Below are 13,218 nucleotides of genomic sequence, written 5' to 3' on the forward strand. Positions count from 1 at the left end.
CCCTCTGCGGGGGAGGGTGGCTTGCGGAGCAGGCCGGGAGAGGGGAGCCACGCTTGCGGAAGTGACTGAACCGTTCTGACGGGCGCCATCTGGACCAGCGTCGCGCTGCCCCTCTCCCGCCCCACTCCGTGGGGCACCCTCCCCCGCAGAGGGGGGAGGGTTCACGTGCCCGATCGGCGCGCCCCTCACGGCACCGCCTCCCCGGGCGCCAGCCCGCTCCGCCGCCGCCCGGAGAGGCGCCGCCCGAGCCGGTCGAAGGCGAGGTAGATCACCGGCGTGGTGTAGAGCGTCAGCACCTGGCTCACGATCAGCCCGCCGGCGATCGAGATGCCGAGCGGCTGGCGCAGCTCCGACCCCGTTCCCGTCCCGAGGATCAGCGGCACAGCCGCGAACAGGGCCGCGAAGGTCGTCATCATGATCGGGCGGAAGCGCAGGATGCAGGCTTCAAAGATCGCGTCCCGCGGAGTCATGCCCTCCTCGCGCTCCGCCTGGAGCGCGAAGTCGATCATCATGATGGCGTTCTTCTTCACGATGCCGATCAGCAGCACGATGCCGATGATGCCGATGATGTCGAGGTCGTGCCCGAACAGCATCAGGCCGGCCAGCGCCCCGATGCCGGCCGAGGGCAGGGTCGAGAGGATCGTAATCGGGTGGACGAAGCTCTCGTAGAGCACGCCGAGCACGATGTAGACCGTCACGATGGCGGCGAGCACCAGGAACAGCGTGTTGTCGAGCGAGGCCTGGAAGGCGAGCGCCGAGCCCTGGAAGATCAGCCGGAAGCTGTCGGGCATGCCGAGCTCCGCTTCCGCCGCCTTGATCGCCGCCACCGCCGGCCCCAGCGAGGCGCCGGGCGCGAGGTTGAACGAGATCGTGGTCGCCGGGAACTGGCCGAGATGGCTGATGAGGAGCGGCGCGCGCCGCTCGCTCACCTGGGCGATCGCGGTGAGCGGCACCTGGCCGTTGGTGGCGGTGGAGGACGGCAGGTAGATCCTTTGCAGCGAGTCGAGCGTCCGGTGCAGGTCGGGATCGGCCTCCAGGATCACCCGGTACTGGTTCGACTGGGTGAAGATCGTCGAAATGATGCGCTGGCCGAAGGCGTCGTAGAGCGCGTTGTCGACGGAGGCCGGGGTGATGCCGTAGCGGCCCGCCGTCGCCCGGTCGATGGTGACGTAGGCCGCCAGCCCGCTCGCCTGCCGGTCGCTCGCGACGTCCGCGAGGTCGGGGATCTGCTTCAAGCGCTCGACGAGGCGCGGGACCCAGGTGTCGAAGGCGCCGAGATCCGGGTTCTCCAGGATGAACTGGTACTGCGTCGCGCTCACCGCGGTGTCGATGGTGAGGTCCTGCACCGGCTGCATGAACAGCGCGATGCCCGGCACGTCGGCGACCCGGGCGGAGATGCGCCGGATGATCGCGCTCGCATTCTCCGCCCGCTCCTCGCGCGGGCGCAGGTTGATGAGGAAGCGGCCGGAATTGAGCGTCACGTTCTGGCCGTCGACGCCGATGAACGACGACAGGCTGACCACGTCCGGATCCTTCAAAACTTCCTCGGCCAGGCGTTGCTGGCGCTCGGCCATGGCGCGGTACGAGACGGTCTGGTCGGCCTGGGTGATGCCCTGGATCAGCCCGGTATCCTGGATCGGGAAGAACCCCTTCGGGATCACCACGTAGAGGTAGATGGTCAGGACGAGAGTGCCGAGGGCCACCAGCAGCGTCAGGCCCTGCCAGGCCAGCACGCCCCGGAGGGTCCGGCCGTAGAACGCGATGCCCCCCTCCATCAGCCGGCGGCCGGCGCTGGCGATCCGCCCGGCGGCGCGGGCCTGGGGCGGCTGGTGGCGCAGCAGGCGCGCGCACAGCATCGGCACCAGTGTCAGGGAGACCACGCCGGAGATGACGATGGTGGCCGCCAGCGTGATGGCGAATTCGTGGAAGAGCCGGCCGACCACCTCGCCCATGAACAGGAGCGGGATCAGCACCGCGAGCAGCGAGACGGTGAGCGAGATGATGGTGAAGCCGATCTCGCGCGAGCCCTTGAGCGCCGCCTCCATCGGGCTGTCGCCCTCCTCGACGTGGCGGGCGATGTTCTCGATCACCACGATCGCATCGTCGACGACGAAACCGGTCGCGATGGTGAGCGCCATCAGGGAGAGGTTGTCGAGGGAGAAGCCCCACAGGTCCATGACGGCGAGCGCGCCGACGAGCGACAGCGGCACCGACAGGCTCGGGATCAGGGTGGCGGGCAGCGAGCGCAGGAACAGGAAGATCACCAGCACCACGAGGGCGATGGCGAGGAGCAGCTCGACCTGCACGTCCTCGACCGAGGCGCGGATCGTCACCGTGCGGTCGGTGAGCGGCGTCACCTGGATCGCCGCCGGCAGGGTCGCCTGGAGCTGGGGCAGGAGCGCCTTGATCCGGTCGACCACCGCGATGACGTTGGCGCCGGGCTGGCGCTGGATGTTGAGGATCACCGCCGGCGTGGTGTCCATCCAGGCGCCGAGCTGGGTGTTCTCCGCCCCCTCCACCACCTCGGCCACCGCCGAGAGCCGCACCGGCGCGCCGTTGCGATAGGCGATCACCGCGTCGCGATAGGCGCCGGGGTCGCGGATCTGGTCGTTGGCGTTGATGGTGAAGGACTGGGTCGGCCCGTCGATCGAGCCCTTCGGGGTGTTGACGTTGAGGTTGTTGATGGTGGTGCGCAGGTCGTCGATGTTGAGGCCGTAGGCGGCGAGGGCCGAGGCGTTGAAGCGCACCCGCACCGCCGGCCGCTGCCCACCCGCCATCGAGACGAGGCCGACGCCGGAGACCTGGCTGATCTTCTGGGCGAGCCGCGTCTCGGCGAGGTCGCGGACCTGCGTCAGCGCCAGGGTCTTCGAGGTGAGCGCGAGCGTCAGGATCGGCGCGTCGGCGGGGTTCACCTTGGCGTAGACGGGAGGGGCCGGCAGGTCGCTCGGCAAGAGGTTGCCGGCGGCGTTGATGGCGGCCTGAACTTCCTGCGTCGCGATGTCGATGCCGAGGTCGAGGCTGAACTGGAGCGTGATGACGGAGGCGCCGGCCGACGACTGCGACGTCATCTGGTTGAGGTTGGCGAGCTGACCGAACTGCCGCTCGAGCGGCGCCGTCACCGCCGAGGTCATCACCTCGGGGCTGGCGCCGGGATAGAAGGTCTGGACCTGGATCGTCGGGTAATCGACCGAGGGCAGGGCCGAGAGCGGCAGGTTGAAGTAGGAGATCATGCCCGTGAGCAGGATCGCCAGCATCAGCAGCGTGGTGGCGACCGGGCGCAGGATGAACAGGCGGGAGGGGTTCATGCGCCGTCTCCCGCGAGGCGCGCGCCCTCAACCCTCCCCCCTCTGCGGGGGAGGGTGGCGAGCGAAGCGAGCGCAGCGGGACGAAGTCCCGCCGAGAGGGGCAGCGCGACGCTGATCCAGCGGGCGGCCCGCATGACGCGCGCGACCTCTCCGGAAGCCGGGCTCCCCTCTCCCGCCCCGCTCCGCGGGGCACCCTCCCCCGCAGAGGGGGGAGGGTTCTGGGCGGCGTGCCTCGTCATGGTCACGGGTTCTGGCTTTGCTGCCGGCGGCGATGCGGGCGCTCGCCCTCGGGACGCTGGCCTTCCGGGCGCTGCCCCTCCGAACGTGCCGGGGCCGCCGCACCCTCCCCGTCCGCCGGCGCTGCCGGCTTCGCCTCCGCCTCCGGCCCGGCCGCCTTCTCCGGCCGCCCGCCGGTCACCCGCACCTGCGCTCCATCCTTCAACCGGTCGGTCCCGTCGACCACCACCCGGTCGCCGACCGCGAGCCCCTTCGTCACCACGGTCCGAACCCCGTCGCTCTCGCCGATCTCGATCGGGCGCACTGCGACCTTGTCTTCGCCGGTCAGGAGATAGACGTAGGTGCCGGGCGTGCCGCGCAGGACGGCCGCCGCCGGCACCAGCGCCGCGTCGCGCACCGTATCCACGTCGAGGCGGGCATTGACGAACTGGTTGGGAAACAGCCGGTCGTCCTTGTTCGGGAACAGGGCCCGCAGCTTCACCGTGCCGGTGGTGACGTCGATCTGGTTGTCGACGGTGTCGAGGGTGCCCCGCGCGATCTCGGTGGTGTCGGAGCGGTCGAAGACCCGCACCGGCAGGGTGGCGCCGGCGCGCAGGCGATCCATCACCCGCTGCAACACGGTCTCGGGCAGGGTGAACAGAACCGAGATCGGGTGGAGCTGGGTCACGACGACGATGCCGGTCGAGGCGGCGGTGACGTAGTTGCCCTGGTCGATCTGGCGCAGGCCCACCCGGCCCTCGACCGGCGCGGTGATGCGGCCGTAGTTGATGTTGAGCTTCTGCTGGTCGATCTGCGCCTGGTCGGAGGCGACGACGCCCTCATATTGCTTCACCGTCGCGGCCTGCGTGTCGACGTTCTGCTTCGAGATCGAATCCTGCCGGTTCAGGGTCTGGTAGCGGACGAGGTCGAGGCGCGCATTCTGCAGGAGCGCCTGATCGCGCAGGAGCTGGCCCTGGTACTGGGCGAGCAAAGCCTCGTAGGGGCGCACGTCGATCTGGGCCAGGAAGTCGCCGGCCTTGACGGTCTGGCCCTCGCGGAATCCGATCTGGGTCAGGTAGCCGCTCACCTGCGAGCGGATCGTCACGGTCGCGAGCGGGGTCACGGTGCCGAGGCCTGAGAGCACCACCGGCATCTCGCCCTTCTGCACCGTGGCGACGCCGACCGCCTGCGGCCCCTCCCCGCCCCCGCCGCGGCGACCGCCGCCGCGCCGGCCGGTGGCGGCCTGCTGCGCCTGCGGCTTCTTGAACCCGTCCGGGAAGTAGGTCCGGTAGGCCCAGTATCCGCCGCCGGCGAGCGCCAGCAGCACGAGGAACCAGACCAGCCCGCGGCCGCGCCGACGGCGCGGCGCCTCGACCGCGTCGTCGGTGCGGATGGGAGACAATTCGTTCATCGACCTGGACAACCCGGACTAGAAACCTGACGCAGCGCCCCCGCGATGCCCCTCATGTCGTACCGGCAGCGTGGCCGACGCCTGCGGCACGTCGCCCCCGAAGCCCCGCCGACGACGCCCCCGCCCCGCCTTTCCGCACGGCAATGCGTCGTCAGTACGACCGCGATGTTGCCTCACGATTGCTGAACGCCGCCCGAGCGGCGCCCTGGAAGAGCCACGATCCGCACGCCTATCTGAGGGGATGGGGCGCGACACGGCGCCGCCCTGCATCGATCGTCCACGGTACCAGAATGCACTTCCTCCACGACCTGCCGATCGCCGACCTGATCTCCCAATACGGCTACTGGGCGATCTTCTTCGTCATCACCCTCGAGAGCGCCGGCGTGCCGATGCCGGGCGAGACCGCGCTGATCTCGGCGGCCGTCTATGCCGGCTCGACCGGGCAGCTGCGCATCGGGCTCGTGGTGCTGGCGGCGGCCCTGGCGGCAATCATCGGCGACAATGTCGGCTACTGGGTCGGCCGGCGCTGGGGCATGCCGCTGCTGCTCAAGCATGGGTCGAAGATCGCCCTCGACCACCGCCGGCTCAAGCTCGGCCAGTACCTGTTCCAGCGTCACGGCGGCAAGATCGTGTTCTTCGGCCGCTTCACCGCGATGCTGCGCGCCTACGCGGCTCTGCTCGCCGGGGTGAACCAGTTCGACGCCCGCCGTTTCTTCCTGTTTAACGCCGCCGGCGGCATCGCCTGGGCCTCGCTGATGGGCTTCGGCGCCTATCTATGCGGCCGCTCGATCGAGCACGTCGTCGGGCCGATCGGCCTCGGGCTCCTGGCCTTCGTGGTGTTCGGCGGCATCGCCCTGTGGCTGTTCGTGCGCCGGCACGAGGCGCGGCTGACGGACGAGGCGGAAGCGGCGATTCCCGGCCCCCTCGCCTGACGCCGCGCATGGCCGCCCCGCCTGCGGGGTGGCATCGCACGATTCCGCCCCGCCCTCGGGGTGGCATCGCACGATTCCGCCCCGCCCTCGGGGTGGCATCGCGCATTGCCGCCCGCGCCCGCGGGTGGCATGAGGCGCACTTTGATACTCCCCCACCCGCCCCGCCGCCGCGCGGGGCGGCCGCGGTGCGCCGCGGCGTCGAACCGGCCCGATGACACAGACCACCCATCCCTTCGGCACCTACGCGCCCGCCGGGCTCGTGCGCTGGATCGTCTCGCGCACCGAGCGCCTGCCCGACGAGAGCTGGCGCGCCCGGCGCCTCGCCCTGCTCCTGCGCCGCTGCGCCATCCGCCTGCTGCGCGGCCGGCCCCTCGACGTCGAGCGCTACGGTGCCCGCATGCGGCTGCACCCCTACAACAACAACTGCGAGAAGAAGGTGCTCTTCACGCCGCAGTTCTTCGATCCGCTGGAGAGACGAATCCTGGCCGAGAAGCTGGCCGAGCGGACCGGACCGGACTGCGTCTTCCTCGATATCGGGGCGAATGTCGGCGCCTACGCGCTGTTCGTGGCCGCCGCCGCCGGCCCCGGGGCGCGGATCCTGGCCGTGGAGCCACAGCCGGACATCTTCGACAAGCTCACCTTCAACATCGCCCAGAACCCGTTCGGGAGCATCAAGGCAGTGGCCTGCGCGGTGGCCGACAAGGCCGGCGAGATGACCCTGTTCGTCGATCCCCGCAACCGCGGCGAATCGAGCCTGAAGGTGGTGGGCACCAGCGAGGGCGCGGCGATCCGCGTGCCGGCGGTCTCGCTCCTCGATCTGGTGCGGGGCGAGGGCCTGACCCGGCTCGACGCGGTCAAGCTCGACGTCGAGGGCGCCGAGGACCTGATCCTCGAGCCGTTCCTGCGCCAGGCGCCCCCGTCCCTGCTCCCGCGACTCCTGGTCGTCGAGGACGGCACCGACCTGTGGCAGACCGACCTCGCCGCCCTCCTCACCCGCCACGGCTACCGCCGCATCGCCCAGACCCGGCTGAACCTGATCTTCGAGCGGGAGGGGTAGCGGGGCGGCCCATGGGGGTCCGGCCCATGCGGGTCCGGCCCTTGCGAGACCCTTGGCCCCATCCGATCTGAAGGCGTGCCGATGGCCGCCTTCGCCGCTCCCCCGCGCTCCCGCTCCCCCGACGCCCTCGCCGGGTCGATCGAGCGCGTCACCTTTCACAACGCCGAGAGCGGATTCTGCGTCCTGAAGGTCAAGGCGCGGGGCCGGCGCGACCTCGTGGCGGTGATCGGGCACGCCCCGGCGGTGGCGGCGGGCGAGTGGGTGACCGCCACCGGCGCTTGGATCAGCGACCGCGAGCACGGGCTGCAATTCCGCGCCGACACGCTGGCGGCGACGCCGCCCACGGGCGTCGAGGGCATCGGCCGCTACCTCGCCTCGGGCCAGATGCGCGGCATCGGCCCGGAGATGGCCAAGCGCATCGTCGCGGCCTTCGGGGCCGACACCTTCGCGGTGATCGAGGCTACGCCTGAGCGCCTGACCGAGGTGTCGGGGATCGGCCCGACGCGCGCCGCCCGGATCACGGCGGCCTGGGCCGAGCACAAGGTGGTGCGGGAGATCATGGTCTTCCTGCACGCCCACGGCGTCGGCACCGCCCGGGCGGTGCGGATCTACAAGACCTACGGCACCGACTCGGTCCGGGTGATGACCGAGGATCCCTATCGGCTGGCCCGCGACGTGCGCGGCATCGGCTTTCGCACAGCCGATTCGATCGCGGCCAGGCTCGGCCTGCCGCCGACCGCGCCCGAGCGCCTGCGCGCCGGCCTCGCCTACGCGCTCCAGGCGGCGATGGATGACGGCCATTGCGCCCTGCCGGTGCCGGACCTGATCGCCCGGGCGGCCGACTTGCTCGCGGTCGATGCGAGCCTGTTGCGCACCGCCCTCGTCGAGGAGATCGGCGGCGAGTCGGTGGTGATGGACACGATCGCCGACGTGCCCCACCTGTTCCTGCGCGGCCTGCACGCGGCGGAACAGGCCATCGCCGAGCGGCTGATCGCGCTGGACGACGCGCCCCTGCCCTGGGACGAGATCGACACGGAGGCGGCCCTGGCGCGAGTCGAGGCCGCGACCGGCCGACCGCTCTCGCCCTCGCAACGCGCCGCCGCCGCGACGCTGCTCAACGCCAAGGTCGCGGTGATGACCGGCGGTCCCGGCGTCGGCAAGACCAGCACCCTCGACGCGCTCCTGCGGATGCTCGACGAGGCGGGGGCCGGGGTGCTTCTCGCCGCCCCCACCGGCCGGGCCGCCAAGCGGATGAGCGAGCAGACCGGGCGCGAGGCGAAGACCATCCACCGCCTGCTCGAGATCGACCCGCGCCACGGCGGCTTCCAGAGGAACGAGCATTCTCCCCTCGCCTGCGATCTCCTGGTGCTGGACGAGGCCTCAATGATCGACGTGCCGCTGATGAACGCCCTCACCCGGGCCCTGCCGCGCCACGCCGCCCTCTGGCTCGTCGGCGACGTCGACCAGCTGCCCTCGGTCGGTCCGGGGCGGGTGCTGGCCGACGTGATCGCCTCCGGCCGCGTCGCGGTGGCGCGCCTCACGGAGGTGTTTCGCCAGGCCGCCGAGAGCCGGATCGTCACCGGCGCCCACCGGATCAACGCGGGCAAGATGCCCGAGGGCGCGGGCACCCCCGACGGCGACTTCTTCGTGGTGACGATCGACGACCCCGAGATCGGGGCCGAGAAGCTGGTCGAGATCGTCACGCGCCGCATCCCGCGCCGCTTCGGCCTCGATCCGGTCCGGGACGTGCAGGTGCTCTGCCCGATGACCCGCGGGGCCCTGGGGAGCCGCCACCTCAACCAGGCGCTCCAGCGGGTGCTGAACCCGAACCCGGCCGTCTCGGTCGAGCGGTTCGGCTGGGTCTTCGCCCCCGGCGACCGGGTGATGGTGGGCCAGAACGACTACGACCGCGAGGTCTTCAACGGCGATCTCGGAGTGGTGCTGCGGGTCGATCCCGAGGAAGGCCTGCTGACGGCGGGATTCGAGGGTCGCGAGGTGACATGGCCGTTCGAGGAACTCGACGCCTTGAGCCCGGCCTACGCGATCACGATCCACAAGTCGCAAGGGTCGGAATATCCGGCCGTGGTGATCCCGGTCGCGCTCCAGCACTACACGATGCTCGCCCGCAACCTGCTCTACACGGGCGTGACCCGGGGCAAGCGGCTGGTGGTGCTGGTGGCGCAGACGCGCGCGGTGGCGATCGCGGTGCGGGGTGGGGCGAGGCCGCGGCACACGAAGCTGGCGGAGTGGCTGCGGAAGCCGGCGAGGACGCGGGCCGGCGGGTCTCCCCGCCGGAGCGTCACCTCGACGACCCCCTCCCCCTTCCCGGACGACTGAAGCGAAGCGGAGGGAGATGCAGGGGCCGGGCATGACCGCTGACGGTACAGAACCGGACGGATCGCGTCCCTCGCCGGATGAGGCGCGAGCCAACCCTCCCCCCTCTGCGGGGGAGGGTGGCGAGCGGAGCGAGCCGGGAGAGGGGCAGCGCGACGTTGATCCAGATCGCGCCCTTCATGGAGCGTCCGACATCTCCGGAAGCGGCGTCCCCACTCCCGCCCCACTTCGTGGGGCACCCTCCCCCCGCAGAGGGGGGAGGGTTTTGCCTGCGCCTCGTGTTTAAGTCCTGAACTCATCCTGACGGCGCCTGAGGCAACTCCGTCAATACCCCTTCTTCACCTCGGCGAGCGCCCGCGTCAGCCCGTCGGCCACCACCTGCCGTTCCGTCGGCGACGCGTCGCGGGCGACGAGCACCCGCTGGCCGCGCGAGACGAAGGACAGGGACAGAAGCCCGTACTCGTCGTCCTCGACCTTGTGCAGCCGGGTCCAGAGCGGGTTGAAGCGCCACTCCGCCCGCTCGCCGCGATGGCTGACGCGCGCGACCAGAACCTCGATCTGGCTGATCACCACCTCCTCGAAGGAGCGGCCGCGGCGGGCGTTGAGGGTGAGCGCCAGCCACAGCGCCGCGATGTCGAGGCCGAAGAAGCCGGTGACCGGCCACATCCCCATCTGGAGGAAGGCGAGTCCCGTGACCAGCGCGACGCCGCCGCAGGCCACCATGACGACCCGGAAGCCGAGGCGCGACAGCGAGCAATGCGGCCGGATGGTCGCCGAGAAGACCGGGCGCTCGATCGCGTCCGGATCGCGCCCGTAGGGGTGCCGCGCGCCTGCGTCGTCCGGTGCCTTGCCGCTTGCCATGCGCACAATATAAGGCGCGCATGACTCGCCGGAAGCCGCCCGTCCCCGACAAAATCACCGCACCTGTGAAGGCGGGACTCGCGAGAGCGGGGCTGGTGAAACCCCTCACTGCCCGTGCCACCACGCCGGAGCCGGTCGACGCCGCGACGCTCGCCGAGATCTTCGCGCGGTTGAGCGCCGCCAACCCGGAGCCGCGCTCCGATCTCGAATACATCAACCCCTACACGCTGCTCGTCGCGGTGGTGCTCTCGGCCCAGGCCACCGACAAGAGCGTCAACCTCGCCACCGCGCCGCTCTTCGCCCTCGCGGACAATCCGGCGGCGATGCTGGCGCTCGGCGAGGAGACGGTGCGGCACCACATCCGCACCATCGGGCTGTTCAACACCAAGGCCAAGAACGTCATCGCGCTCTCGCGCATCCTGATCGAGGAGCATGGCGGCGAAGTGCCCCGCGCCCGCGAGCACCTGGAGGTCCTGCCCGGCGTCGGCAAGAAGACCGCGAGCGTCGTGCTCAACGTCGCGTTCGGCGAGCCGACCATCGCGGTCGACACCCACATCTTCCGGGTCTCGAACCGGGTGCCGCTGGCCCCCGGCTCCACCACCGACAAGGTCCAGGCCGGGCTGGAGGCGATCGTGCCGGAGCCCTACCGCCTCAACGCCCATCACTGGCTGATCCTTCACGGGCGCTACGTCTGCAAGGCGAGGAAGCCCGAATGCTGGCGCTGCCCGATCGCCGACCTCTGCCGCTACCCGGACAAGACGCCCGGTCCGGGCTGAGGCTCGCACCCGCGCTTCCCTCGGATCCGGAATCTGCTATCCTCTCACCATGACCCCGCTCCGCCCCCTCGCGCGCCTGCTCGCCGTGGTGATCGTGATGATCGCCGCGTGCCTCGGCGCGCCGCTGGTCGGGGTGTCGTCGGCGCAAGCTCATCAAGGACATGCCCATCGGGGACACGCGCATCAGGGCCATGCCCATCGCGGCCCGTCCCTGGACGCGCCCGCCGCCGCGACGGCGCTGACGCTCACCGAGGCGCGCGTGGCCGCGCAAGGTCCGCGCCTCACCGCCGCGAACCCCGACGAGGCGCCCGCCGCCCGGCCCTGCAACGGGCTGTGCTGCCTGATGGGTGCCTCCTGCTGCGTGCCCGGCCTGCTGCCCGAGAGCCTGGCGGCGTTCCCGAGCCCCCGTCCGGCCCGCCGCCTCGCGACGGCCGAGGACGCGCTGCCCGCCGGCATCGCGCCGGATTCCCCGGCAAGACCCCCACGACCCTTCGCCTGACGCCCGCGTCCCGCGCCGGCGCGCCGCCCTGACGGGCAGGTCGTCCGTGGACGCTCCTCGACGTCCGCTCGCGAAGGTTCCTCCTGCGATGTTTCCGTTCCGGTTGCCGGCCGCGTTGCGCGTGCCGGCCGTGGCGCTCGCCCTCGCGGCGCTGCCGTTCCTGTCCGCCCCGATACAGGCCCACGAGGGCCACGACCACGGCGCGCCCCAGCCGCTGGTCTCGAAGACGATCGCGCCCCGCGGCGAGGCGGCCTCCGCCGCCTTCGAGCTGGTGGCGGTCCCCCGGGGCGACGCCCTGGTGCTCTACCTCGACCGCTTCGCCACCGGCGAGCCGGTCGCCGACGCCACCCTTGAGGTCGAGACGCCGGCCGGCCCCGCGACGGCCGAGGCCGCCCCGGACGGCAGCTACCGCCTCCCCGCGCCCTGGCTCGCCAAGCGCGACCCGAAGGAGGATTACCTCGATCTCGTCGTCACGGTGACGGCGGGGTCCGACGTGGACGTGCTGGCGCTCAGCGTGGCACTGCCGAAGCCCGCCGAGGCGGCGGAAGCCAAGCACGAGCACGAGGGCGAAGGCTGGCTGCACACGCTCACCGAGCGCCTGACCGACCGTCTCGCCGCCCGCGATCCCGGTGCCGGCCTCGCCGCCGCCGGCGGCTTCGTGCTCGGCCTCGCCGCCATGGGGCTGATGCGGGCCGGGCGCCGCGCGCCGGTTCTCGCCGTGCTGGTGCTGGCCGCGACCCTGGTGCTCGGCGCCACCGCCTTCGCACATGAAGGGGAACATCCGGAGGCCCGGGCGGCCTTCGTCCCGCCCCCCACGGACCTCGCCCAGCGCCTCCCCGACGGGGCGGTGTTCGTGCCTAAACCGACCCAGCGCCTGCTGTCCCTGCGCACGCAGATGGCCGCGGAGGGTGCGTTCCGGCGCACAGTATCGCTGCCCGGCCGGATCATCCCGGACCCGAATGCCAGCGGCGTGGTGCAATCCTCCGTCGGCGGGCGCCTGGCGCCGCCGCCCTCGGGCAGCTTCCCGCGGCTGGGCACCAAGGTCCGCCCGGGCGAGGTCCTGGCCCTCGTCACGCCGCCGGTGCAGCGGGTCGATCTCTCCGACATGCGCCAGCGCCAGGGCGAACTGGACCAGCAGATCGCCATCGTCCAGCGCCGGGTCGACCGCTACCTCAAGCTCGCCCCCGGCGGCGCGGTCTCGCAGGTCCAGCTCGACGAGGCGCAGGACGAGCTCAAAGGCCTCAAGGACCGCCGCGGCGCCCTCGACCGCATCCGCCAGGAGCCCGAGGTGCTGGTCGCACCCGTCGGCGGGGTGATCGCGGAAGCCGCCGCGGTCGCCGGCCAGATGGCCGCTCCCGGCCAGATGGTGTTCCAGATCGTCGATCCGGGAAAACTCTGGGTCGAGGCCCTGAGCTTCGACGCCCTGACGCCGGCGTCCGACGCCACCGCGCGGCTCGCCGACGGGCGCAGCCTGCCGCTCGCCTACCAGGGCGCGGGGCTCGCCGACCGCAACCAGGCGATCCCGGTCCAGTTCGCGATCCGGGGCGGATCGGAGGGCCTGCGGGTCGGCCAGTTCGTCACCGTGCTCGCCGCGACCGACGCCGAGCAGAGCGGCCTCGCCCTGCCGCGGGCGAGCGTGGTGCGCACCGCCAACGGCCAGGACGTGGTCTACGCCCACACAGCCGCCGAGCGCTACGAGGCGCGGCCCGTGCGGGTCGCGCCCCTCGACGGGGCGCGGGTGCTGGTCGAGGCCGGGGTGACTCCCGGCACCCGCGTGGTGATCCAGGGCGCCGAGCTCCTGGATCAGGTCCGGTAAGGAGAGACCCG

General features: G+C 71.8%; 9 protein-coding genes. 6 read left to right on the top strand and 3 right to left on the bottom strand.

Annotated features, from left to right (window positions below):
• Positions 1-185: 185 nt before the first annotated feature.
• Both BM430_RS08810 and BM430_RS08815 read right to left on the bottom strand, forming a co-directional pair.
• A complete protein-coding gene (locus BM430_RS08810; RefSeq protein ID WP_093566860.1) occupies positions 186-3,305 on the bottom strand; it encodes an MdtB/MuxB family multidrug efflux RND transporter permease subunit in 3,120 nt (1,039 codons plus the stop codon).
• A gap of 241 nt (positions 3,306-3,546) precedes the next feature.
• Positions 3,547-4,932, bottom strand: coding sequence for an MdtA/MuxA family multidrug efflux RND transporter periplasmic adaptor subunit (locus tag BM430_RS08815; protein ID WP_093566861.1), 1,386 nt, complete (start codon positions 4,930-4,932; stop codon positions 3,547-3,549).
• Between the two features lie 290 nt (positions 4,933-5,222).
• On the opposite strand from BM430_RS08815, the gene BM430_RS08820 reads away from it, so the two are divergent.
• From BM430_RS08820 to BM430_RS08830, 3 genes are all read left to right on the top strand, one after another.
• Complete coding sequence (locus tag BM430_RS08820) at positions 5,223-5,864, top strand: DedA family protein (RefSeq protein ID WP_093566862.1); 642 nt, start codon at positions 5,223-5,225, stop codon at positions 5,862-5,864.
• A 211-nt stretch (positions 5,865-6,075) separates the two neighbouring features.
• Entirely contained in the window at positions 6,076-6,921 is an 846-nt protein-coding gene (locus BM430_RS08825; protein WP_093566863.1) for an FkbM family methyltransferase, read from the top strand.
• A gap of 81 nt (positions 6,922-7,002) precedes the next feature.
• The gene (locus BM430_RS08830; protein WP_093566864.1) at positions 7,003-9,258 is read left to right on the top strand and encodes an SF1B family DNA helicase RecD2; all 2,256 of its coding nucleotides are present in this window, start codon (positions 7,003-7,005) and stop codon (positions 9,256-9,258) included.
• A gap of 321 nt (positions 9,259-9,579) precedes the next feature.
• On the opposite strand, the gene BM430_RS08835 is transcribed toward BM430_RS08830, so the two are convergent.
• On the bottom strand, positions 9,580-10,116 hold the full coding sequence (locus tag BM430_RS08835; RefSeq protein WP_093566865.1) for a DUF2244 domain-containing protein: 537 nt from the start codon (positions 10,114-10,116) through the stop codon (positions 9,580-9,582).
• Positions 10,117-10,136: 20 nt separating this feature from the next.
• Between BM430_RS08835 and nth the strand changes: the two genes are divergently transcribed.
• The 3 genes from nth (at position 10,137) to BM430_RS08850 (ending at position 13,207) form a co-directional block, all read left to right on the top strand.
• Positions 10,137-10,892, top strand: coding sequence for an endonuclease III (nth, locus tag BM430_RS08840; RefSeq protein ID WP_093566866.1), 756 nt, complete (start codon positions 10,137-10,139; stop codon positions 10,890-10,892).
• Between the two features lie 49 nt (positions 10,893-10,941).
• On the top strand, positions 10,942-11,391 hold the full coding sequence (locus BM430_RS08845) for a hypothetical protein (RefSeq protein WP_093566867.1): 450 nt from the start codon (positions 10,942-10,944) through the stop codon (positions 11,389-11,391).
• An 88-nt stretch (positions 11,392-11,479) separates the two neighbouring features.
• Positions 11,480-13,207, top strand: a complete 1,728-nt coding sequence (locus tag BM430_RS08850; RefSeq protein WP_093566868.1) for an efflux RND transporter periplasmic adaptor subunit — start codon at positions 11,480-11,482, stop codon at positions 13,205-13,207.
• The last annotated feature ends 11 nt before the right edge of the window (positions 13,208-13,218 follow it).

The sequence above is a fragment of the Methylobacterium sp. 174MFSha1.1 genome (assembly GCF_900116815.1).
Taxonomy (GTDB): domain Bacteria; phylum Pseudomonadota; class Alphaproteobacteria; order Rhizobiales; family Beijerinckiaceae; genus Methylobacterium.

Excerpts from the sequence above, each read along its gene's own strand:
- BM430_RS08850 (WP_093566868.1), top strand. The coding sequence starts at position 11,480 with ATGTTTCCGTTCCGGTTGCCGGCCGCGTTGCGCGTGCCGGCCGTGGCG.
- BM430_RS08825 (WP_093566863.1), top strand. The coding sequence starts at position 6,076 with ATGACACAGACCACCCATCCCTTCGGCACCTACGCGCCCGCCGGGCTC.
- BM430_RS08830 (WP_093566864.1), top strand. The coding sequence starts at position 7,003 with ATGGCCGCCTTCGCCGCTCCCCCGCGCTCCCGCTCCCCCGACGCCCTC.
- BM430_RS08810 (WP_093566860.1), bottom strand. The coding sequence starts at position 3,305 with ATGAACCCCTCCCGCCTGTTCATCCTGCGCCCGGTCGCCACCACGCTG.
- BM430_RS08815 (WP_093566861.1), bottom strand. The coding sequence starts at position 4,932 with ATGAACGAATTGTCTCCCATCCGCACCGACGACGCGGTCGAGGCGCCG.
- nth (WP_093566866.1), top strand. The coding sequence starts at position 10,137 with ATGACTCGCCGGAAGCCGCCCGTCCCCGACAAAATCACCGCACCTGTG.
- BM430_RS08820 (WP_093566862.1), top strand. The coding sequence starts at position 5,223 with ATGCACTTCCTCCACGACCTGCCGATCGCCGACCTGATCTCCCAATAC.
- BM430_RS08835 (WP_093566865.1), bottom strand. The coding sequence starts at position 10,116 with ATGGCAAGCGGCAAGGCACCGGACGACGCAGGCGCGCGGCACCCCTAC.
- BM430_RS08845 (WP_093566867.1), top strand. The coding sequence starts at position 10,942 with ATGACCCCGCTCCGCCCCCTCGCGCGCCTGCTCGCCGTGGTGATCGTG.